Raw genomic sequence first — 22,749 nt, 5'->3', positions numbered from 1 at the left:
GTATATTCGATCCAATATGCGTTCTCTTGGACAGACGAATCTTTTAAAAAGAATATATAGGGCAAATAATTAACAGGCTTATCTAAAAAGGGAAGGTGTTATAATTAGTTCCGCAGACGTCAATAATACAGTTCGATCCATAGCATTATAGTTTGAAAATATATTCAAGTAACGGAGGCCTTATTTTGATTAACGTTATCCCGGAATGGGCCGAATCTCATTTTCCTTTATATAGCGCTGGCAGCATTCAATCCATGTATGGGACCTCAAATCTACCAAGAGTTCAGATTCATGAGAATCTAACCGTATTACTGGCCGTTGCCGCTGGTAAAGGGAGCCTTGAGGTTAATAATCTGACTTATGAGCTTACGGAAGGAAGCGTAATCCTTCTCCCCGCTAATACTCATGCCTCTTTAATTACAAATCTCCAGCAGCCTCTTCATGCCTATAAGCTCACCATCTGGATTCAAGAGCAGACTCAGGCTATACCTGGCGGTGCGATGATACGGAAAAGCGAAATGGCTTCGAGTTCAAATATACTGTTGTTTCCTTATGAGCCTACCATTGTATCCAGTGTCAAGGAATTGTATCTTCACCGACTGCCAGATCGAGAAACACGCCATGTACAGAATCAAATGCTCTTTCATCAGATTATTCTACAATTGCTCGAACAGCAGGAAGCCAGATATACAGTTAACGAGCAACCATCGATGGAACGGAGCATTTCATACCTGGAGAATCACTTTAGCGAAAAAATAACACGTGAGCACTTAGCCGCCATCGCGGGTGTAAGCAGCTCGCATTATTCAACGCTGTTCAAGCAGGTGACAGGCTTCAGCCAGAGCGAATATCTGTCGCGGCTACGGGTTCATAGTGCCAAGGAGCTTTTGCTTAACGGTTCAGGCACACTTAGGGAAATTGCGCTAAAGGTAGGCTACAAGGATGAATTTTATCTCAGTCGTCGTTTTAAGCTGCAGACAGGCGCATCTCCGTCTGGTTACAGCCGAAGCTCTTTCCAGCGAGTTGCAGTAATGCTTACCCCTTATGCAAGCCATTTGCTGTTACTTGGCTTAGAACCTGCGGTTACCATCTCTGAAAGCAGTGAATATTTGAATCTTTCGGATCAGGAGCCACCGCAGTCGATGAAGTTTATCAATACAAACAGCTCGGCTGAACAGATCAGATCGCTATTACTTGATGCCAACGTTGAACTGATTATTGCGGCCAAAGAACATCTGGAGGAATACGGATTGAAGTCCGGGCAGCTGCGAGCTGTAGCACCTATTATGGAGATCTCTTGGAACGAAATCGGCTGGAAAGATCAGCTACGCCTAATCGGCCGAGCCATTCAGCGGAGTGAACGGGCGGAGCAGTGGCTGAAGGATTTTGAACAAGAAGAGCTAGAAGCCCGAGAAATAGTACAGCACAGCACAGTAGCTAACGATATCATCACCATTCTGGTAATCAAGCCTGAGGAGCTACTCGTTTACGGAGCAAGGAATGTAGGTTATGTGATGTACCAATCCCTTGGACTTAGAGCACCGACCTTGATTGACAACGAGATAAAAAGATTGGGAGATCAGTTCCATTCGATTTCGATCGGGGTTTCAGATCTTGCAGATTATGCAGGAGACCGAATTTTAGTCATTGTATTTCCCGATGCCAAAGGCTCTACTGCGCATACTGAAGCGATCTTTCAATCCCCTTATTGGAGCCAGCTTCCCGCAGTGCAGCAGAAGAAAGTCCATATTCTTGATCTGGATGATTGGGTGCCTTATAACCCGGCTTCGATTCGCTTACAACTAGGACGAGCGGTAGCTTTATTCGGAGGCAAATAATAGTCCAAGTCCTTTTTCCAACAAAAAGGCATGGTTAGGCACATAAGTGATCCCTATAATGATTACAAATGCGAATGATTCTCATAATCACTCTAAGGCATAGGCTGAAGATTGATTTACACTGTTTGAATTGTTCAAAGTAACACTGTCATACAAAAAAGGGGAGAATTATTTAATGAGAAAGATATTTATTCCGTTTGTACTTATTATGGGGATTGCACTTAGTGCTTGTGGGGGAAATCAGGCGAAGAATGATGCTAGTCCTACAAACAGCCCATCTTCTACTCCTGCTGCGGAGTCAGAAAGTGCGACTTTTACTTATCAATCCGAAGATGGACCTGTTGAGGTTCCAACACATCCTCAGCGTGTTGTTGTACTCACCCGTTTTTTAACAGGTAATGTCATGGCACTGGGTGTACCTGTTGTGGGCGTAGATGAAATGTCCAAAACTAACCCACGCTTTGAAGAGCAACTAAAAGACGTAGAAGCGGTTAGCGATGAAAGTCTGGAGAAAATCATTGAACTGCAGCCGGATCTGATCATTGGGCTCTCCGATATTAAAAATATCGATAAATTCAAGCAAATCGCACCAACCGTTACTTATACTTATAATAAAGTGGATTACTTAACCCAACAGCTGGAAGTCGGCAAATTGGTGAACAAAGAAAAAGAAGCTCAAGCTTGGGTCGATGATTTTAGTGCCCGCACCAAAAAAGCGGGTGAAGAAATCAGAGCGAAGATCGGTGATAATGCAACTGTCTCTGTTATTGAGACCTTTAATAAGCAATTGTATGTATACGGGTATAACTTTGGCCGCGGAACTGAACTCCTCTATGGGGACTTCAAGCTTGGCATGCCAGAAACAGTAAAAGAAAGCACCAAAACGGATGGATTCTTTGCTGTCTCGACAGAAGTGCTGAAGGATTATCTGGGCGATTACGTTATTTTCAGTAAAAATGCGGATGAAGATAATTCCTTCCAGAATACAGAAATCTACAAGAGCATCCCTGCCGTCAAAAACAATCGTGTTTTCGAGGCTGATGCAAAAGCATTCTATTTTAACGATCCGCTTAGCCTTGAGTACCAGTTGGAATTCTTTGAACAACAATTTCTTGGAAAATAAAGATAATGACTACGAAGCAAACTTCCATTCCATTTTTATATAAGCTGCTTGGTAGCGTGCTGGTAATGGTTATATGCCTCGTGATTGCTATGCTATTCGGGGCTAAAGAAACCACTTTCAATGATCTGTGGCTTGCCATCACCTCTAATTCAAAGGCAGACAATGTCCTTATTCTGCGTGAGATCCGGCTACCTCGCGAACTCGCCGCCATGCTGATCGGTGCTGCCTTTGCCGTATCCGGTGCTATCATGCAGGGGGTTACACGCAATCCATTAGCCGACCCAGGCCTGCTCGGTCTGACCTCGGGCGCGAATATGGCGCTGGCTCTTACGTTTGTATTTCTGCCGGGACTGAATTATTTTGGTACCATGATTGCTTGTTTTTTTGGCGCTGCCCTAGGAGCCGTGCTAGTGCTTGTTCTAGGTTCTGTGCGCCAAGGTGGCTTCTCTCCGATTCGAATCGTACTCGCCGGTGCAGCGGTATCTGCCTTTCTGTATGCTATCGCAAGTGGTGTAAGCATTGCCTTCAAAATATCCAAGGATGTATCCATGTGGACAGCGGGTGGATTGATCGGCACAACCTGGGGCCAGCTTCAGGCTATTGCACCTGTGATCATCATCGGCATCGTGGTGGCATTAATATTTTCAAACCAGTTAACCATTCTTAGCTTAAGTGACGAGGTAGCCATCGGATTAGGACAAAATCTTGCTGTGGTTAAAGGGATTCTATTCACTCTTATTATTCTGCTGACTGGAGCATCGGTCGCTCTAATTGGGGATATGGCTTTTGTAGGGCTGATGATTCCGCATATTGTCCGTAAGATTGTCGGTACCGATTACCGGTATATTTTGCCGATATCGATCTTTACGGGTGCATCGTTCATGCTTCTCGCGGATACAATTGGACGGACAATCCATGCACCTTATGAGACGCCAGTGGTCGCCGTCGTAGCTATGCTTGGGCTACCTTTCTTCTTGTTTGTTGTTCGGAAAGGAGGTAAAACACTCTCATGATTTCCTCTGCACCCGTGCGAAAGCAACGTATTATCCTATGTGTATGCACCGGTTTGATTCTGCTAACAGCTATCGTCAGCATGGGAATCGGATACTCTTCCCTATCTTTTGACAGACTGCTTCCGGTTCTGTTCGGGCATGGAACCTTTAAAGAGGACTTTGTATTATTCTCTGTAAGATTGCCGCGGATTCTGATTACACTGCTGGCAGGCATGGCCTTGGCGTTATCCGGTTCCATTCTGCAAAGCGTTACACGAAACGATTTAGCCGACCCCGGTATTATTGGTATCAACTCTGGTGCGGGTGTGGCTGTCGCTGTTTTCTTTCTTTTTTTCCCGGTTAGCGCTGGATCATTCATTTATGCGCTGCCGCTGGTTGCTTTTATAGGGGCATTACTTACAGCAGCATTAATCTATCTATTTTCATATAGTCGGACTAAGGGGCTTGATCCTGTTCGATTGGTGCTCGTTGGGGTAGGGTTCTCCCTAGCGTTGTCTGGCGTTATGATCGTGATCATTTCGTCCGCGGATCGTGCCAAGGTAGATTTTATTGCAAAATGGATCGCAGGGAATATATGGGGTACAGATTGGCCATTCATTTGGGCTTTACTGCCTTGGTTGATCTTACTAGTTCCCTTTACCCTGTACAAATCACAGCGACTCAACCTGCTCAGCCTAAGTGAAGTCTCTGCCATTGGTGTCGGGCTGAATCTCGAACGTGAACGTATCGTTCTGATTCTCACGGCAGTTGCAGCTTCCGCCTCCGCGGTTTCCGTCACAGGCGGGATCGCCTTCATCGGACTGATGGCTCCACATATTGCCAAATCGCTAGTCGGCCCGCGTAATCAGATGTTTATTCCCGTCGCTGTATTGCTGGGCGGCTGGCTACTTCTGATCGCGGACACCGTTGGCCGCAATCTCGTCGATCCTGACGGCATTCCGGCAGGGATCATGGTGTCGCTAATCGGCGTACCTTATTTCGCTTATTTATTACTTAAGAAATAAGCAGTTGTTTAGACAAAAGAACCTCGGCACAATTACCGAGGTTCTTTCTACTGACCGCTTTGTCCCCAGATTTCCACCGCTACGAGCGGTTCAATCAAGAAATCTGGGGACAACAACGGCAGGAAGTCCAATGATTCACCGCAGTGACTACTGAGCTTTTTGTTCGCAACTTTAGTTCAGCCTATATATCACCTAAATCTTCATATCCTTACCCGTATAATCTACAAACATGAAATGACCTTCCGGTGTAGTTCGCTTCTCGATCAGGTCAAGGATCCCCTCGGCACTTTGATTTGGATTTGTCGGTGCCTCTGCCCCGCCCATATCGGTTTGCATCCACCCCGGATGCACGCTGAGCACTTGAATCCCACGTTCTTTTACATAGACATGCAGCTGCTGTGTGAACATATTGAGCGCCGCTTTGGAAATGCCATAAGGATAGTCGTTCGGATAAGCATTGGTGATACTTCCTGCTTCCGACGATATATTGATGATCGAGCATTCGGGTTCCGTAAGTAGCGGCAGGAAATGCTTAACCACTCGTATCGGTCCATACAGATTAATATCCATCGTTATAAGCATATCTTGGAAATCCAACGCTTCAATCGATGTATCCCGAGCGTTGAGTACCGCCGCATTATTAATAATGGCACCGAGGGTCCGACCTTGTTCTTGTAGACTCGCAGCCAGTGCCGCGATTCCTGCCTCGTCCGTCACGTCCAGCGCAGCGATGGTTAGCTTCTCTCCATAGGTTTCAGCAAGCTTCGATAGCGCTGTTTGTTCCTGATCGGGCCGGCGAACCCCAGCAATAACTCCATAGCCCCGCTTCAGCGCTTCGGCCGCCAGTTCATAACCCAGTCCACGTCCAGCACCTGTAATGATAATATTCATAGTTATTCCTCCCCGTTATCCTTATCGTTCTCTAGCAGCTCCACAATTACTTTTAACTCCTTGAAAGTGTCCATATAAGCATAACGCCCCCCGGTATACTCACCCTTTTGCTGGAGTGGGAAGCCTTTGCCTTCTAGCAGCATTATCTTTTCTTTCATTCCTTCAACTACAAAAGCAATATGATGAGGCCCCTCACCATGTTCATTCAAGTAATCCCGCCACGTACTCGGCTCATGATCCGGTTCAATCAATTCCAGCTGTAAAGAGCCCATATCAAAAAAAGCTAGCTTAGCCCGCGCCTGCGTAGCCACGCCATTATGCCGGGTCTGCGCAATATCTTCTGTATCTGTAACGATAATTTCCGGCTTTTCGAGTCCAAAAAACTCCGCATATGCCGTACTTACCTTCTCCACATCATTCACCAATATTCCAATCTGCGTAACAAAATTACCAAGCAATCCTGACATGCGCATCAACCTCCTATTAGTCTGACAAGTCCACCATACCGATTCTTTGAAAGGGCTGTCAAGCCTGTGTTGAAATCATTCTGAGCAACGATAATTTCAAGTATGTTTGTTTCGCTTAATCACCAATCCGGTTATAGAATGAAAAGTTTACATTAACAAAAAGGGGTGAGGAACGATGGACCATAGAAAAAGATCACGCCTGATGCAGCAGTTTGTTTTTGTCGGGCCGACTTCCTTGTTTTTCTTTATGATTGTGCTGATTCCTTTCTTTTTAGGACTCTATTATTCTTTTACCAGTTGGAACGGAATCTCACGTGATGTGGAGTGGACCGGACTCCGGAATTATCTACATATCTTCACAAAGGACCCTTCCTTTCTTCATTCATTCTGGTTCACAGCGAAGTTCACTTTATTTGGCCTGGTACTGACCAATCTGCTCGGCTTCGCACTCGCTTATGTGCTGACCCGTAAGCTGTTCACGCGCAATGTTCTGAGAACGGTATTTTTTGTCCCTCATGTCATTGGTGGGCTATTGCTCGGGTTCATCTGGCAGTTTATTTTTGTCAGAGGATTCTCCTCGATTGGACAGGCTACGGGCTGGTCCTTCTTTAATCTTCCGTGGCTGGGCACCGGAGGGACAGCTTTCTGGGCGATTGTGATCGTATTTGTCTGGCAAAATGCAGGGTACCTAATGGTCATCTACATTTCTGCAATCAACAACGTTCCCAAAAGCCTGATTGAAGCCTCAAAAGTGGATGGTGCCGGACGCTTTCAGGCTTTACGCCATGTCACCATCCCGCTGGTTATGCCAGCTGTAACCGTTTGTCTGTTCCTTTCTATCTCTTGGTCGTTTAAGCTGTTCGACCTTAACCTGTCGCTGACCAAGGGTGGTCCCTTCAAAGCTACTGAATCTGTAGCGTTGAATATTTACAATGAGGCCTATACTATTAGCCGATTCGGGATGGGCTCCGCGAAAGCGATGATTTTCTTCGTCATTGTGGCCGTAATCTCCCTGCTACAGGTTAGAGCAACCAAGAAAAGAGAGGTGGAGCTGTAATGGAGACTACCGCCAAGAAATTCAATGTGCCATTGCTTCTCGTCGAAGTAATTGTGATCCTGCTGGGCCTTCTATTCCTAGTACCGTTTTACTTTCTGCTAGCTAACTCGGTTAAGAGCTATAGTGAGATTCTTTCGGATTCCGCTGCGCTGCCCTCTGTATTCCAGTGGAGCAACTACGCCGAAGCTTGGAAAGCTATCAATTTTCCTCGTGCCTTTATGAACTCTTTTATTATCACGGTGATTAGTAATATTCTGCTAGCGTTCCTCTGCTCTATGTGCGCTTACAAAATGGTCCGCAATAACAGCTTATATAACCGCATACTTTATATTGCTTTAGTGGCCGCTATGGTTATTCCGTTTCAGGCGATCATGATCCCGCTGGTGCAAGTGGTTAGCGGTCTGGGTGTCATGGATTCAACCGCAGGTTTGATTTTAGCGTATCTTGGATTTGGCGCCCCGATGACTGTGTTTCTATTCCATGGCTTCGTCAAATCGGTACCTCTTGATATTGAGGAGGCTTCGAGAGTAGACGGCAACAGTCCTTATGGTACCTTTTTCCGGATTGTGCTTCCGCTCATGCAGCCGATTATTGTCACTGTCATTATTCTGAATACCCTGTGGATCTGGAACGATTACCTGATGCCTTCGCTTATTCTGCAGGACCCGGTGCTTCGCACCATTCCCATCGCCACTTATAGCTTCTTCGGACAATATACGAAGCAATGGGATTTGGCACTTCCGGGACTTGTGCTCGGGATTACGCCCGTGGTCATCTTTTTCCTAGCGATGCAAAAATATATTATTGAAGGCATTGCCCAAGGCTCTGTAAAGGGCTAACGATACATGTTATTTTCAGCCAGAGAGGATGAATGAATATGAGAACCAAACGTGGAATTCTCCTCGCATGCTCCCTGCTGCTGGCTGCTCTGACAGCCGGTTGCGGAGATAATAGCGACAATGCGAATGGAGTTAAAACCGTGCATATCTACCAGTTCAAGGTTGAAATATCTGAAGCACTAGCTTCGCTTAAGACTGAATTTGAAAAGGAACACCCCGATATTAAGCTGGAGGTGCAAAGCGTGGGTGGCGGGACCGATTATGGCGCCTCCCTACGCGCCAAGTTCTCATCAGGAGATGAACCTGATATCTTCACCATTGGCGGCAACAATGAACGTGATATGTGGATGGAATATCTGGAGGATTTAAGCGGTGAAGCTTGGGCCAAGGATGTAAAGCCCCTAGCAGCAGAACAGATGACCGCAGATGGCAAGCTCTATGGCATGCCGATGAATCTCGAAGGATACGGCTTCATCTATAATAAGGACCTGTTTAAGAAAGCAGGCATCACCGAGAACCCCCTAACTCTAACCGCTCTGCGCGAAGCCTCCGAGAAGTTAAAGGCAGCGGGCATCACACCTTTTGCAAATGGATATCAGGAATGGTTCGTGCTCGGCAATCATAATGTGAACGTAGCTTTCGCCCAGCAGCCAGATCCCGAAGCATTTATCGCCGGGCTTACGGACGGCACCAAAACTTTCGCGGGAGACCCGGTTTTCTCCAAATGGATCGACCTGCTGGACCTTACTGTAGAGTACGGCAACAAAAATCCACTCTCCACCGACTATAATACCCAAGTCACGATGGTAGCGAGCGGAGAAGCCGCGATGATGCAGCAGGGTAACTGGACGCAAGGACAGATCGACGGCATCGATCCTAATCTAAATCTGGGTATCCTACCAATGCCCATTGACGACACCCCCGAAGACAATGACAAGCTGTATGTAGGCGTGCCAAGCAATTGGGTGATCAATAAAAACTCCCCCGTTAAGGAGGAAGCCAAGGTCTTCTTGGATTGGCTGGTCACCTCCGAGACCGGGAAAAAGTATATCACTAAGGAATTCCAGTTCATCCCTGCGCTCGACAGCATTAAGGGCACCGAAGAAGATCTTGGAGCGCTGGGCGCCGAGGTGCTGGCTTATACCGATAAGGATCAAGCGCTGACCTGGAACTGGACCCGTCTGCCGAACGGGATGCCGCAGGAATTATCCAGCAGCATCCAAGGGTATCTCGGTGGCAAGCTGACCAAAGAAGGCATGCTGAAGGAATTCCAAGTCAACTGGGATAATCTCAGTGTGCAGTGAGTTACCCGCTCTGTACATCAAAAGCCGCGCAGCGATGCACGGCTTTTTCTTTACGATCGTATTCATTTGACTAGTTCGCACGCAGCAGACTAATTTGTCTGGCAAGATACACTGGCGTATAGGGCATGTCATCTCGAAGCCAAGAAATAACCGTGCCAATTAGGGCTGCTGAACCGTACCAAACGGCAATGTCCTTCTGTATGGGCATCTTGGAATGCTCAGCAGCACCCTCCTTTTTCTCCTGGTGTGCAGAGATGATTTCCGCCATCAAGTTGAACAGACGGTCTGTAAAAATAGGGCTTCTTTTCGATGTGAGTATCACTTTATAGAATTTGGCATTTTCCGCAATATGCTTAAGCAGACTCTCTAGTATCCTCAAATTCTCTTCTTCAACCGATTCGTGATCGTTGTCATCGTTGTTGACCACTTGTAAAATGTCCTCCACCATTTCATCCGCCATCTTTTCCAACATATCCGGGAGATCCCGATAATGCAGATAAAAAGTAACACGATTGATTTTAGCCCGCTCTGCAATACGGTTTACTGATATTTTCTCAATATCCATTTCCTCAAGCAATTCAATCACAGCATCTCTAAGCAATTGACGTGTACGAAGTACCCGGGGATCTGTACGTTGCGTTGTGTTATTCATCTTACTCTCTCCAATCTTTAACTTTCATATCGTAAACTACAATTTTTAAATAATTGTTGTTTTTTAATGAGAAAACACTACAAATTTAAAACGAATGTAAACTATTTTACATTTTTTTGCAAATCGTTGCTTGATTACATGAAAATTTCATTTATAATCTAATTCATGCATTGTAAACTATACAACACACTGTAAATTTAGTCCATGATCAACGATTTGAAAGGATGGAGTGGAGTGAGTACAAAGACAGAAGTAACAAGCAGTTCCGTAAAAAAGGGACCCATCTTATTCATTATGATTTTGGGCGCCTTTCTTGCGACACTGAATCAGACTGTAATGAGCGTTGCCGTACCGGAGTTAATGCATGATTTTAATATCTCGGCTGCTACCGCTCAGTGGCTGACAACAGGCTATATGCTGGTTAATGGTGTTCTAATCCCAATTACAGCTTATTTGATGCAACGGTTTACGACGCGAGAGCTTTTTCAAGCTTCCATGTTTATATTTTTAGCTGGAACGATCGTCTCGGCTCTCGCAACTAACTTCCCTATTCTGCTGACCGGGCGTATGATTCAGGCAGCTGGTGCTGGAATTATCATGCCACTGCTCACAAATGTTATTTTGACCCTGTTCCCTCCTGAAAAAAGAGGGGCTGCCATGGGGATGGTAGGGTTAGCTATTATTTTCGCACCTGCGATTGGACCTACTCTGGCCGGATATATTTTGGAGCATTATTCTTGGGAGACTATGTTCTATAGCATGATTCCTTTGACCGTCATTGTAATCATATGTGGATTTATTTATTTGAGAAATGTATCGGAGCGCATCTATCCTAAGCTGGATATTGTTGGCGTAGTTCTTTCTACTATCGGTTTTGGCACCTTGCTGTATGGCTTCAGCCGTGCTGCCAGCGCAGGCTGGTCAAGCGCGGAAGTACTGTTGTCTCTTGGATTGGGTGTCCTTTCCCTTGGCTTATTCGCTTGGAAGCAACTAGCTTCCCAAAACCCGCTGCTTGATCTTCGGGCCTTCAAATACAGTATGTTCTCCTTAACAACTGTCATCAGTATCGCAGTTACAATTGTGATGTATGCAGATATGATGCTGCTGCCTCTGTATCTGCAAAATGCCCGTGGCTTTACAGCGATGGAATCCGGCTTACTGCTGCTTCCTGGTGCGCTCATTATGGGTCTATTGATGCCGGTAACCGGAAAGCTGTTCGACCGGTTCGGGGCAAAGTGGCTCGCTATTATCGGTCTACTGATTACAATTGCAACTACGCTAAGCTTTGTTAATTTAACGGACTCAACCAGTTACATGTATCTGGTATATATGTCAACAGGCCGCCGGATCGGTATGGCTCTGCTCCTTATGCCAATACAAACTTTAGGGTTAAATCAATTGCCCTCCAAGCTTAGTGCGCACGGTACAGCAATTTCGAATACCATTCGACAAGTGGCTGGCGCAGTGGGAACTTCCTTACTCGTCACCGTAATGACAAGCCGTACTACAACGCATATGAATGATATGATGGCTGCAGGCAGCACACTGACCGGAACAAAGGAACATATGCTCATGGAAGCCTCTATCCAAGGTATCAATGATTCCTATCTAGTTATTGTGGGCATCGGTGTTCTCGGTCTGCTGCTCTCTTTCTTCATTAAACGTGTTGGGCAAGCGCCTGATCCGGAGCAAGAACCCGAAGTGAAGCTCAAAAAAATTATTGCTAAAGAAGCTTAATATATAGAAGCAATTAGTACTATTTTAAGTAACCTGCAAAAGAGATCAGCGATGTAAATCATCGCTGATCTCTTTTTTAATCTGACAATACAAACAACTATTATCCTAATAAGTTTGATTCATTTCTCTATAGGGTAGTTTGGTTAACTTCTAATATAATCGTCACAAAAGGGCTGTTGTACTTGATATTCTTATACTCATTAGCCAGAGTTTCTGTTTATCATTATATAAATCTAGAACATTATAGCTCTACTATTACCTTAATAACCTTAGAAGCTGGATCTAGCCACCCCTCGAATTCGCCAACCATATTATCGAAAGAAGCACGATGTGTAATAAATCTTTCGATATCGATCATACCACTTTTCAAAGCATCAAATACTTGATCAAAATCTTCGAGTGTTGTATTACGACTACCCATTAACGTTATTTCACGTTTGTGAAACTCAGGATCATTAAAAGTAATCTCACTCTTCACGAGCCCTACATAAACTAATGACCCTCCATGAGCTACGTATCCAAACGCCCCTTCCATCGAATTCATATTCCCGGTAGCATCAAATACAACGGTAGGATAATCCCCGTTCGTAATCACCTCTAGTTGCTCCTTTGGTCCGTTTAGTGCATTAACGATATGATCGACGTTCGCCCATGATCGGCAGAACTCAAGACGTTCTTTATTCACGTCCATAGCGATCACTTTTGCCCCGGCGTACTTAGAAAATGCCATTACACCCAGACCTATAGGTCCAGCACCAATAACCAGTACGGTTTCACCTGGCATCAGATTAGCTCTCCGAACCGCGTGAGCACCGATTGCAAATGGCTCTAACAGGGCTGACTGATCCAATGACAAACCTTCTGTCCGTTTTAAGTGAGTGACCGGAATGGAAACACGTTCCCGCATTCCTCCATCGATGTGTACACCAAACACTTGCATGGACTTGCAACAGTTTGTTTTTCCATTACGACAAGCAATACATGTCCCACAATACATGTAAGGGATTATGGCAACCTGATCTCCAGGAACTAGTCCAGCTTCATTGTCACTGATTCGCTCGATAATACCAGATAATTCGTGGCCTAATATTCGCGGGTAAGTAAAGAATGGTTGATTACCTTTGAATGCGTGCATATCAGTACCACATATACCGATTCTTTTTATCCGAACGATCGCTTCCCCCGTCTTCATCTCTGGTTCTGGTAAATCGTCATGGTATTGAAAAGAGCCGATTCTATCACATACTATGCCTTTCATATTTTTCATCGTCCCTTCTTCTTAGAATTAAATATTTCTATTATATTCCGCTCTTCCACTCACCCAAGTCTCATTGCGAATTGGTGCAAGTATTTCCTGTACTTTCTTGAGTAGCTCTTCATCTATTGGTTCGTCTGTCCAGTTTGCATTATTCACGATGTTCGCTGGATTCGCTGTGCTTACGAGTGTGGTAGGAATCATCTCATTCGCTATGGAAAATTGAACGGCTAGCTTTGCAATATCTGCCCCCTGTGATTCACAGAAATGTGCAGCCAGCTTACATGTCGCTTTTAGCTCCTGACTAGCAGGATGCCAATCCGGCGTTCCACGTGTACTTAGCAGCCCCATAGACAATGGTGAAGCATTAACGAGACCTGTACCTAGTGATTTCAACAATGGTAGTAAGCTTAATAGCGAAGTATCATTCAAAGAGTAATGGCAGTAAGAAATGATAGCGTCTACATCTACCTTCGGAAGTATGAATTCAAACAATTCTAATGGTAATCCACATATGCCTGTATAACGAATTTTGCCCTCAGCCTTTAGTTGTTGAAGCGCAGGAACAGCCTCTTCAAAAATAATCTCAGCGGGTACAAACTCAATGTCGTGCAGGAATAACAAATCAATATAATCGGTGTTCAGGCGAACTAAGCTTTCCTCCAAGCTTGCGACAATTCTCTTTGCTGTAAAGTCGAAAACATTCTCTCCGTAACGTCCTACCTTTGTAGACAGTAGAAACTTATCACGCGAAATATCTTGAATAGCTTTACCTAATACACTCTCGGCTTTGGTTAACCCATAGTAAGGAGAGACATCGATATAGTTGATACCAGAGTCAATGGCCGCATGGACCGTTTTAATAGCCTCGCTATCAACCGTTTGATGAAAGACCGAACCCAACGAAGAAGCACCAAAGCTAAGTACGGAGACATCCAGACCGGTTTTACCTAATTTACGATATTTCATTAAAGAGTCACCCCATCTTTAAAAATAGCTATTTCTCGAAAACCATTACGCTCGTTATTCGTCTTACGCTCTCCTGAGGCTATGTCAATGATTTGATGCCACAATTCATCGGTCATCTCAAACATTGACTTCTCCTCTAACAATTGACCAGCGTTATAATCAATCCAGTTCTTTTTATGCCTTGCCAAGTCCGAATTCGTTGCAATCTTTACTGTAGGGACAGGACCACCAAATGGAGTACCGCGTCCTGTTGTGAACAATACGATATGAGCCCCAGCAGCCGATAATGCAGTTACGGAAACCAAGTCATTTCCTGGCGCCTCAAGAAGATTAAGTCCACTTTTGCTGACACGATCACCATACTTTACAACATCATTAACAATTGCTCGACCGCCCTTCTGGGTACAGCCTAATGATTTCTCCTCAAGTGTGCTGATCCCTCCAGCCTTGTTTCCCGGTGAAGGATTCTCATAAATTTCTTGTCCATGTAGGATAAAATACTGTTTGAAATCGTTAACCAGCCTAACAATATTCTCGAACACCGCTTCATTAGCCGCCCGATTCATTAGAATCGTCTCCGCTCCGAACATTTCTGGAACTTCGGTTAGTATTGCTGTACCACCTGCAGCAATTAGACGATCTGAAAGAGTCCCTACGAGAGGATTAGCCGTAATACCAGAAAAGCCATCTGAACCACCACATTTCAAGCCCAGCTTCAGCTTAGAGACAGGTACTGACTCCCTCTTAAAAGTTCTAGCATAAGTAATCAATTCATCAATGAGCTGCAATCCTTTCTTAAGCTCATCCTCTTCTACTTGGGAGCTCATAAATTTCACTCTCTGAGGATCGTATTCCCCAATACTCTGTTTAAAGGACTCTATACCATTATTCTCACAGCCTAGACCAACAACAAGTATCCCAGCAGCATTAGGGTGATTTACGAGAGAACCGAGCAATTTCTGAGTATATTGCAAATCGTCTCCAAGTTGTGAGCAACCATAGGGATGAGCAAAATGGAACACACCATCTATGTTATCGTCGCATAGATCATTCCCACGTTTGGCCAATGCTTCACATGTTTTATTTATACATCCAACCGTATTAATGATCCATATCTCGTTACGAATACCAACTTCACGATTAGTTCGGACATACCCCTGGAATGTCCGTACGTCATTCATAGGCTCATGCTTTGTAGCACGATCTGGCTCATAGCTATAGTTTAGTATCGGACCTAATCCAGTTACTAAATTATGTGTGTGTACCCACGATCCAAGTGGAATATCCATCTTGGCTTTACCTATGGAATAACCAAATTTATAAATACTCTGTCCAGCCTTAACGGAAGCAGTTAGAATTTTATGACCGCTTGGGATGTCTTCTTGTACAACTAGAATCTGATCATCCTCGAGCTGAATGCTTTCACCTGATGCTAGAGGTCGTAGTGCGATCACAACCTGATCTTTCTCCGACAAACGAACCCAATCATTCATAAACTCCACCTCGTTCAAGATACTCAAATTGTTCTTTCACGTTTTCAACTAACCCGCTCCATACTGACAAATCTTCTCCCCATAGCACCTCATCAGAGAGAATTTCATTAATTATCTCATAAAGAGATATCCCTTCAGATCGACCATTCCAATACTCTGCGAATCGATCCAGAACCTTTTCATCATCCCGAACTACATATATTTCCCCACTCAATGTTAAGCCTTCATACACGCCATGCTCCATTTTCGTTACTTGATACAAGCGAATCAGTGCAGCTAAACCTAAAACTAATCGAGAGGGCACCTGTTCATCTAATGCATTGTAATGAGTAAATGTAGGCAGTAGACGAACTTTGAATTTACTAATCGTATTCATGGCTATATCTGCAAGCCGATGCCGAATAAATGGATTCCCAAAACGGTCAAAAACATTCTTCGCATATTCTTTCAATTGTGATTCCTCATAAGGCAAAGTCGGAAGGATTTCATTCAACACCAAACTTTGAACCATTTCTCCCAGCTGAGGATGCTCCAGCAGTTCTCTTACATGCTCTACTCCATGCAGTGTACCAATTAGAGCCATCCAAGTATGAGCACCATTAAGAATTCGCACCTTTTGCAGTTGGAATGAAGTTAGATCATTTGTCCAATGCACATTAAGTCCTGCCTTACGGAATGGAAGTATCTCTTCCATTTCTGGTTCAGCTTCAATGGCCCATAAATGATAAGGCTCTGTGGTACATAGCATCGCATCCTTATATCCCAATTCTGCAAAGTAAGCTTCAGCTTGTGTATTATCTGGATACCCAGTCACAATTCGATCGACTAGAGAGTTCAAGAATCGATTATGATCCTTAACCCATTCCTGAAAGGCTGTTGGCAAATGCCAATCTTGCGCATATCGAAGCACTGCTGACTTAAGAACATCTCCATTCCGTTCTACTAATTCACAAGGAATCATAATGAGACCACGATTATGAGCACCTTGAAAAGCTTTATAACGTTCATATAATAGGTAGGCAATTTTACCTGGATACGATAAGATAGGTTCCTTCTCTGTTAACTCTTCAGGGTTATATACGAGTCCAGCTTCTGTTGTATTGGATATGATGATTCTAAGGTCCTCACTTATTGCAAGATCAATTAGCCGTGACCATTCCGAATAAGGATCAAAGACTTGTGAGAAGACTTGTATCGTTTCGATGCGTTTTATCGGACTACCGTCCTCCAATCCTTGTGTGACCAAGGTATATAAACCGTCCTGCGAAGCAAGCTTCTCAATCTGCCCTTTCCCTGCGGGTCTAGGTTGTGTTACCGCGATACTTCCTGCAAATAATCCACATGAACGACAAGTATGAATCATCCAATCGGCAAAGCCACGTAAGAAGTTACCCTCTCCAATTTGTAATATCGTCACTGGAGCAGCTTTAACAGCTTCCAATACTTCACGATTCTCTGCAGTTAACATCTCACTACTTAATGATTTCATAGTTTATAGAACTCCTTTGCATTCCAACCGAACAGATTAGCACGCTCCTGATCTCCCCATTTAGTAGGTATAGACTCTTGTAACAGTTGAATGACTTCGTCATAATCTGCTGCCATTAAGCAAACAGGCCAATCACTACCGAACATCACCCGGTTAGGTCCGAATAGCTCTAAGACAGAATGAATGTAAGGTTTAAAATCCTCTGGCTTCCATTTCGAATGATTGCCTTCCGTCACGATTCCTGATAGTTTGCAATACATATTAGGAAAACAGGAAATTTCTTGCATCGCTCTCAACCAATTGTCCATTTCCCCTTCCTTAACTTTCGGTTTAGCCAAATGATCAATTACGCCACGTAAGTTCGGAACCTGTTGAAGCAGTTGTACAGTATGCTCCAATTGATCGGATAACACTAATAAATCTATAGGTACATCTCTGTCTGCGTACCCTTGTAAAGCCGTAATAAACCTTGGATCCAATATACAACTGGAGTCAGACATTTCTTGAATCATGATTCTAAATCCAAGAAATTTGGTGTATTCACGGAATCGGTCATAGTGTTGTTGATGAGCAGGATCAAACAAATCCAGCCATCCCACCACACCCAGTATGGATTCCGTTTTCTCAGCAAGTTCTAAGATGAAATCCGTCTCATCTAATGTAGGCGCCGCTTGTACAACAATACTTCCATTCAGTTCATGTTTACTTAAAGATGAAGCTAGGTCTTCTGGCATGAAATCCCTATAAAGCATATTAATATCAGGTGTTATCCAACCATAATCACCACGTTCAATACGCCAATAATGCTGGTGAGCATCAATTCGCATTCTGATCCCCCTCTCTTCACCCTTATTATACGAAAGCAAATATTAGAATTTAATTGCTATTATAATCATATTTGTACTCTTTTTTGATATATAATTAGATTAGAAAACCTAATGCCCTCAGTTCATATCTCTGCTGGACGATCATACTAAAGGTGTCAGGTGGTTCTTGTGAGTTATTCTTTCGGCTACTCCCCTTAATATTGATTCATTGCTTAGTGAAAAAAAAAGAAGTTACGCAGATATGCTGGCTCCGATTTTCACTCTTCGACGAAAGCGATTACACTTAATCCCACAGCTAGAGTACTGAATAGTAGCTTAATTGCATTCTTTTCCGTATCATAGTGACAACCCCTATCTTATATTAAGATATCCAAGCTCGCCGCTTGTACATAAGCATTATACTTACAGCTACTCTTAAAATTGTTCAAATTCTTACGGTATTACTCTAATATTTTTCACTATGTTAGAAATGTCACGGAATCATGAAATTGCTGCTTCACTTCCACGACTCCCATTTTAATCACATTCGATATCTCAAAAAAAATAGAAGGAGGGTTTCCTTCAGCCATGAGGTGAATGAAGGATGCCCTCCCCTATTGATAATCATCACTTGCTGCCTTCAATAAGCGCTCAAAAACAAAGCGGAAATATTACCTATCTCTAAACTATTGCTGATCGTTCGAAAATACATTAAGCACCACCGTTTTCTTGAACAAACCGTATCCATAAGAGAATTCCAGGCTCCCAGCACCTTCAGGAACCACGTAAGTACTCGAGAAATACATACAATCCTGATCTTCTTCAGCTAATCCTATTTGTTCACTGTAGCTATTAGTCGAATCTAACACTTGTATTGTTGCCGTCTCTACCTTTTCATAATCGATATTGACAGGCGCTTTTAATCGAATACAAATGACTTCCCCGACATGAGCCTGGTGCTTATTGATAATAATCTCGATAACTTCAGCTGCGCTATAAGCAATAGAGTGGTTCCAAGCTGTATTGAAGGCTACTCTTCCTTCGAAGTATCCCGGATCTGCCCGTTGGATTAAATGGATAAGCTGATTCCTTGAGTGAAGCGCCGATTCGTCCCGGAACCGCACCTAGTCTTCCTTTTCCCGCTACCTCATGCTTGGAGGCCCGCTTCATTCCCTGGTTCATTCATGATTGCCGTTATCTTCTCATCATTGTCTTTAGCGTAAGCTGCTCCTGTCAAAATAATTCTGTTCATCACCCGCATCGACAGATGATGCCATCCTCCGGTACTTGAGTAAGTCGTATCCAGCTCCCGGTATCGGATAATTACCATTCCCCTTGGACAAAGCATTCCTCGTCCCAGCAATCGATAATCAATATGCAACTCAATGGACATTTACCTCCATTATTATCCTGATTAGTTTCACGAGCCTTTTACCAGGTTTTATGTTATCACATTGACTTATTCCAAAGAATGTACATAAATTCAACGATCATGTACAAAATTTCAAAGTCATACACGATACTTTTTCTGAAACTGCGATGGAGAAATTTTCATTTTTTTTGTAAACATGCGGCTTAAATAAAATCCATTCTCATACCCACACTGTTCAGCTATATCATCTAAATTGAGCTTCGTTTCCAGGAGAAGCTGCTTTGCCCGCTCCAGACGCAAAGCTGTTATATATTCAATCGGAGATTGCCCGAAGGCAGCTTGAAACTGACGTGTCAACTGTACAGGAGTTAATCCAGATGCCAAAGCATAAGACTTCAAACTTACTGCTTCAAATGAGTGTTCTTGAATCCATTGCATGGCATGACGCATCGATTCACTCGGTGCCTTTAAAATAGGAGTTTGTTCGGCCAACCACTCCTCTAGCCAGTACTGATGCCATAAATCACAAAAAAGTGTATCAATAGAAAGCAGGCGTTGCTTACCTCTGAGAGTATCGACCTGCTTCAAGTATGTATATGTGGAGAGCAAGCGATCGCGGTCCTTAATCCTGATTGCACCTATTGGATAAGGCTCATTGCTTGTACATTTATCATTAGTTTTGCTCCATTTAAAGGTGTAAAAGTGAAATGAAGTCGGATTGACAACTTCACGCTTAAATAAAATACCCGGTGGGCAAAAGACGATATCACCAAAGCTCGCTATTCCTGCTTCCCCACTTAGTTCATACCAAAAGGAACCAGCAGTTACTGCAAACAGAATCCAATTTTCATAAGTATCAGAAGGCAACTGAAACTGCTGTTTCTCTCGCATATGGACATACGATATAGCTGAAGGCACAAATTCTAACGTATCTTCCTTCATTTCTTTCACCACCTGACCACTGAAATAAAGTATATACACATGATAATTCCATGCATTATAAAATGCCATCACTTCTTATACAATGGATGTGTGGCCACAGTTTTGTTGAATGCAATTTTAGTAATTTGTTGAATATCTATTCCAATGGAGGCACTCAACCTAATGAGAAATGAAACGGTCCAAACGGAAATTACGGTGATCGGTGGAGGATTAGCAGGCATATGTGCAGCCGTTGCAGCAGCCAGATTAGGTCAGACGGTTGCACTTGTGCAGAATAGACCTGTTCTTGGGGGGAATTCAAGCAGTGAAGTTCGCGTATGGGTTTGCGGAGCAACCGCACATGGACAGAACAGATATGCCCGGGAAACAGGAATTATGGGCGAGATGTTTGTGGAGAATCAATACCGTAATCCGGAAGGTAATCCTTATTACTGGGATCTCATTTTACTAGAAACCGTGCAAGCTGAGAAGAACATTCAGCTATTTCTGAATACGGATGTTCATGAAGTAGAAGCTGAGGGTGAAGACGATAATCGATCGATTAAGTCCATAACTGGCTGGATGATGGCATCTGAACGCAAGATCCGTTTTGAAAGCTCGATTTATCTCGATTGCACGGGTGATGGCCTTATCGGATTTTTGGCAGGCGCTGAATATAAAATCGGTCGGGAAGCAAAACATGAATACAATGAGGATTGGGCACCCGAGATTGCTGACGATATAACACTCGGAAGTACGCTTTTATTCTATACCAAAGATGTTGGACGTCCCGTAAAGTTCGTCCCACCTGGCTTTGCAAAAGATATTACACAGACAACAATTCCGCTTAGACGCGTGATTCGCAGCGGAGATAACGGCTGTTCCTATTGGTGGATTGAGTGGGGCGGAGAACACGACATTGTCCATGATAACGAACAGATTCGCGATGAACTGTGGGCGGTTATATACGGCGTATGGGATTACATTAAGAACTCAGGCAATTTTGATGCTGACCATATGACTTTGGAATGGGTAGGTTCAGTCCCGGGCAAAAGAGAGTATCGCCGGTTTGTTGGGGATTACGTGCTGAATCAGAATGATATTCTTGCACAAGAACCATTCGATGACCGAATTGCCTTTGGAGGTTGGTCGATCGATTTGCATCCACCGCAAGGGGTCTATGCAGAGGAAAGTGGTTCGAAGCATTTGCATGCAGATGGAATCTACCATATCCCATTCCGTTCCTTATATTCCGTGAATGTATCGAACCTAATGTTCGCAGGACGTGACATTAGTGCAAGCCATGTTGCTTTCGGCACAACAAGAGTGATGGCAACATGTGCTGTCATGGGGGAAGCGGCTGGCAGCGGAGCAGCTCTATGTATCCAGAAATCATTGTCGCCAAGGGAGCTGCATGGGCAATATATGAGTGAGCTTCAGCAGGTGATGTTGCGTCAGGATGCATCAATTATCGGTATTGCTAATGAAGATGCTCATGATCTAGCTCGGAAGTCTATAATTTCGGCATCTAGTACCTTAGAGAAGATAGAAGTGGCGTCAACAGATAGGAAACATCGATTAACAGATGATGTTGGATTTATTATTCCTGTTGATCCGAAAGTCGAGCACATCGATTTTCTTGTAGATGCGGATATAATGACAAGCTTGCAGATCGAGCTATGGGATACAGGACGGAAGGAAAACTATGTTCCCATTCGAGAGCAATTAAAGACTATTATTTCGATTAAAGCGGGTGAGGAGCAGTGGGTTCGTGCGAACCTTCCATGGACTCCGGTTGAAGTGCAGAATGCGTTCATTATTATACGAGCAAATGATAATGTATCGATCTATGTATCTGATATTCCACATAGCGGAGTATTGACTTTTGAAAAGCGAGCAAAGCATTTAACCTCCAAGGACATGGAAAATCATGATGATAAGCAGCTCCTCATGATGTGGAGTATGCGGAATTGGGTTCGCCAGTGCATCGTATTCCGTACTTCACCTGTAACGCAAGCTTACGCACCATCCAAAGTCATTGATGGCTACAGCAGACCATATGGCGGACCACATATGTGGGTTTCCGAGCCAATGTCGGATGGTCAAGAATGGCTTGAACTGGCGTGGGATAATGAACAATCAATTGCTGAAATTCATCTCACTTTTAATGATGATGTGAACGAAGACTTAATCAATCTGCATCATCATCGAACTTCATTCGAAACAATCCCAGAGCTTGTTAAGAATTATCGTCTTGAAGCAGCTTGCAACGGTGAATGGCAGCTGTTGTTCCAGGTCACCGATAACCATAAGCGCAAGCGAGTACATCATCTGGAACAACCCATTGACACCAACAAACTTCGACTTGTCGTTGAAGCGACAAACGGAAGTGATTATGCGGAAGTAATCGAAGTTCGTGTGTATTAAGAAGAAGGGGCTGTCCCAAGGACAGCCCCTTCTTCTTATATAACTTAAAGGAAATTAGCTCGATTTGTCTCTAAAGACAACCTAGAAACTTC

At 43.9% G+C, this 22,749-nt stretch carries 20 protein-coding genes; 9 read left to right on the top strand and 11 right to left on the bottom strand.

The features are described from left to right. The first annotated feature begins 185 nt into the window (after window positions 1-185). The 4 genes from NST34_RS07330 to NST34_RS07315 all read left to right on the top strand — a co-directional run bounded on the left by NST34_RS07330 (window position 186) and on the right by NST34_RS07315 (window position 4,978). Window positions 186-1,838: a helix-turn-helix domain-containing protein gene (locus NST34_RS07330; RefSeq protein WP_341127479.1), complete on the top strand. Its 1,653-nt coding sequence runs from the start codon at window positions 186-188 to the stop codon at window positions 1,836-1,838. Window positions 1,839-2,013: 175 nt separating this feature from the next. Next, window positions 2,014-2,961, top strand: a complete 948-nt coding sequence (locus tag NST34_RS07325) for an iron-hydroxamate ABC transporter substrate-binding protein (RefSeq protein ID WP_042185910.1) — start codon at window positions 2,014-2,016, stop codon at window positions 2,959-2,961. A 5-nt stretch (window positions 2,962-2,966) separates the two neighbouring features. Next, entirely contained in the window at window positions 2,967-3,974 is a 1,008-nt protein-coding gene (locus NST34_RS07320; protein WP_076284343.1) for a FecCD family ABC transporter permease, read from the top strand. Then, window positions 3,971-4,978, top strand: coding sequence for a FecCD family ABC transporter permease (locus tag NST34_RS07315; RefSeq protein WP_042185906.1), 1,008 nt, complete (start codon window positions 3,971-3,973; stop codon window positions 4,976-4,978). The genes NST34_RS07320 and NST34_RS07315 overlap by 4 nt, the downstream gene beginning before the upstream one ends. Before the next feature lie 192 nt (window positions 4,979-5,170). On the opposite strand, the gene NST34_RS07310 is transcribed toward NST34_RS07315, so the two are convergent. Together NST34_RS07310 and NST34_RS07305 are read right to left on the bottom strand one after the other, a co-directional pair. Then, window positions 5,171-5,869 (bottom strand): SDR family oxidoreductase, encoded by a 699-nt coding sequence (locus tag NST34_RS07310; RefSeq protein ID WP_341127478.1) that lies wholly within the window; start codon window positions 5,867-5,869, stop codon window positions 5,171-5,173. Window positions 5,870-5,871: 2 nt separating this feature from the next. Further along, entirely contained in the window at window positions 5,872-6,336 is a 465-nt protein-coding gene (locus NST34_RS07305) for a VOC family protein (protein WP_076284345.1), read from the bottom strand. 175 nt (window positions 6,337-6,511) lie between these two features. Between NST34_RS07305 and NST34_RS07300 the strand changes: the two genes are divergently transcribed. From NST34_RS07300 to NST34_RS07290, 3 genes are read left to right on the top strand one after another with little or no spacing between them, the layout of a single operon-like run. Next, window positions 6,512-7,393 (top strand): carbohydrate ABC transporter permease, encoded by an 882-nt coding sequence (locus NST34_RS07300; RefSeq protein ID WP_341061457.1) that lies wholly within the window; start codon window positions 6,512-6,514, stop codon window positions 7,391-7,393. Then, complete coding sequence (locus tag NST34_RS07295) at window positions 7,393-8,232, top strand: carbohydrate ABC transporter permease (protein WP_076298168.1); 840 nt, start codon at window positions 7,393-7,395, stop codon at window positions 8,230-8,232. Before NST34_RS07300 ends, NST34_RS07295 begins: the two co-directional genes overlap by 1 nt. Window positions 8,233-8,270: 38 nt before the next feature. After that, a complete protein-coding gene (locus NST34_RS07290; protein WP_341127477.1) occupies window positions 8,271-9,536 on the top strand; it encodes an ABC transporter substrate-binding protein in 1,266 nt (421 codons plus the stop codon). A gap of 70 nt (window positions 9,537-9,606) precedes the next feature. Here NST34_RS07290 and NST34_RS07285 read toward each other — a convergent pair whose 3' ends face one another. Beyond that, entirely contained in the window at window positions 9,607-10,188 is a 582-nt protein-coding gene (locus NST34_RS07285; protein WP_341127476.1) for a TetR/AcrR family transcriptional regulator, read from the bottom strand. A 294-nt stretch (window positions 10,189-10,482) separates the two neighbouring features. Between NST34_RS07285 and NST34_RS07280 the strand changes: the two genes are divergently transcribed. Further along, window positions 10,483-11,925 (top strand): DHA2 family efflux MFS transporter permease subunit, encoded by a 1,443-nt coding sequence (locus NST34_RS07280; RefSeq protein ID WP_341129516.1) that lies wholly within the window; start codon window positions 10,483-10,485, stop codon window positions 11,923-11,925. A gap of 241 nt (window positions 11,926-12,166) precedes the next feature. On the opposite strand, the gene NST34_RS07275 is transcribed toward NST34_RS07280, so the two are convergent. From NST34_RS07275 to NST34_RS07240, 8 genes are all read right to left on the bottom strand, one after another. After that, window positions 12,167-13,183 (bottom strand): zinc-binding alcohol dehydrogenase family protein, encoded by a 1,017-nt coding sequence (locus NST34_RS07275; protein ID WP_341129515.1) that lies wholly within the window; start codon window positions 13,181-13,183, stop codon window positions 12,167-12,169. Between the two features lie 27 nt (window positions 13,184-13,210). After that, window positions 13,211-14,149, bottom strand: coding sequence for an aldo/keto reductase (locus NST34_RS07270; protein WP_341127475.1), 939 nt, complete (start codon window positions 14,147-14,149; stop codon window positions 13,211-13,213). Further along, window positions 14,149-15,642, bottom strand: coding sequence for a UxaA family hydrolase (locus tag NST34_RS07265; RefSeq protein WP_341127474.1), 1,494 nt, complete (start codon window positions 15,640-15,642; stop codon window positions 14,149-14,151). Before NST34_RS07265 ends, NST34_RS07270 begins: the two co-directional genes overlap by 1 nt. Next, window positions 15,635-17,131, bottom strand: coding sequence for a tagaturonate reductase (locus tag NST34_RS07260; protein WP_341127473.1), 1,497 nt, complete (start codon window positions 17,129-17,131; stop codon window positions 15,635-15,637). Before NST34_RS07260 ends, NST34_RS07265 begins: the two co-directional genes overlap by 8 nt. Continuing rightward, window positions 17,128-17,958, bottom strand: a complete 831-nt coding sequence (locus NST34_RS07255) for an amidohydrolase family protein (RefSeq protein WP_341127472.1) — start codon at window positions 17,956-17,958, stop codon at window positions 17,128-17,130. Before NST34_RS07255 ends, NST34_RS07260 begins: the two co-directional genes overlap by 4 nt. A 665-nt stretch (window positions 17,959-18,623) precedes the next feature. Next, on the bottom strand, window positions 18,624-19,061 hold the full coding sequence (locus NST34_RS07250) for a hypothetical protein (protein ID WP_341127471.1): 438 nt from the start codon (window positions 19,059-19,061) through the stop codon (window positions 18,624-18,626). A 23-nt stretch (window positions 19,062-19,084) separates the two neighbouring features. Next, the gene (locus NST34_RS07245; protein WP_341127470.1) at window positions 19,085-19,330 is read right to left on the bottom strand and encodes a hypothetical protein; all 246 of its coding nucleotides are present in this window, start codon (window positions 19,328-19,330) and stop codon (window positions 19,085-19,087) included. A 117-nt stretch (window positions 19,331-19,447) separates the two neighbouring features. Then, a complete protein-coding gene (locus tag NST34_RS07240; protein ID WP_341127469.1) occupies window positions 19,448-20,251 on the bottom strand; it encodes an AraC family transcriptional regulator in 804 nt (267 codons plus the stop codon). A gap of 162 nt (window positions 20,252-20,413) precedes the next feature. On the opposite strand from NST34_RS07240, the gene NST34_RS07235 reads away from it, so the two are divergent. After that, window positions 20,414-22,657, top strand: coding sequence for an FAD-dependent oxidoreductase (locus NST34_RS07235; RefSeq protein ID WP_341127468.1), 2,244 nt, complete (start codon window positions 20,414-20,416; stop codon window positions 22,655-22,657). Window positions 22,658-22,749 lie beyond the last annotated feature (92 nt).

The organism is Paenibacillus sp. FSL H7-0714, assembly GCF_038003765.1.
Classification (GTDB): Bacteria; Bacillota; Bacilli; order Paenibacillales; family Paenibacillaceae; genus Paenibacillus_AQ.
Note: the sequence above shows the minus strand (reverse complement) of the source record. Positions and strands in the feature narration are given on the sequence as shown.